The sequence below is a fragment of the Streptomyces niveus genome (assembly GCF_001723055.1).
Lineage (GTDB): Bacteria > Actinomycetota > Actinomycetes > Streptomycetales > Streptomycetaceae > Streptomyces > Streptomyces niveus.
Window position 1 is genome coordinate 1 of sequence record NZ_MDCR01000265.1, and the last position, 651, is coordinate 651.

Sequence of the window (651 nt, forward strand, 5' to 3'; positions counted from 1 at the left end):
CGACACCTCGGTGCTGGTCTTCGTGATGTCGACATCAGGCGCCTTCTCCGGCGGCAGATCGGGCTTCTTCTTGTCGGCGTGGTAGCCGCAGATCATCCCGAGTTCGGAGGAACGCGGCCCGGCGGGACGGGAGTTGCACTTGTCCTGGGCCTTCAGATACTCGGTGAACTGCTTGGCGTCCTCAAGGTTGAGTTCGAGGTCCTTCTGCGGGTCGCCGGTCTTGTTGCCGTTGAACAGCCACTGACCGCCGCTGCCGCTGCCCTTCATATAGCTGCCGCTCAGCGAGGCGCTGCCGCCCCAGTCCTTCAGACCGGGGATACCGGCGGAGATGCTGGCCGTGACCCCGCCGCCGCTCTCGGTCACGCGCTCCAGGGTGACCGTGCCGTCGGACCACTGCTGAAGCTTGATCTGCTCGGATCCGCTGATCTTGATGAAGAGGATCTGCACGACGACGGTGGTCTTCGTCTGATCCTGGGACAGCAGACACTTCGCGGGCTGGAAGGGATCGCCTGGCGGGCCCTCGGGTATGTCACCGTCCCCGTCGCCACCACCGTCGTCGTCCCCGCCACCGCCGCCGGAGTCACAACCCTTTCCGCCGTCAGCCGCGTTGACGATCCGGCAGACCGCGTCCTGAAGACCCACGGCCGTGTC

At 65.7% G+C, this 651-nt stretch carries 1 protein-coding gene; it reads right to left on the reverse strand.

Features of this window, described 5'->3' with window-relative positions; translation table 11 throughout:
* A partial coding sequence (locus BHU15_RS40400; protein WP_176582577.1) for a hypothetical protein occupies positions 1-651 on the reverse strand: 651 nt, incomplete at both ends.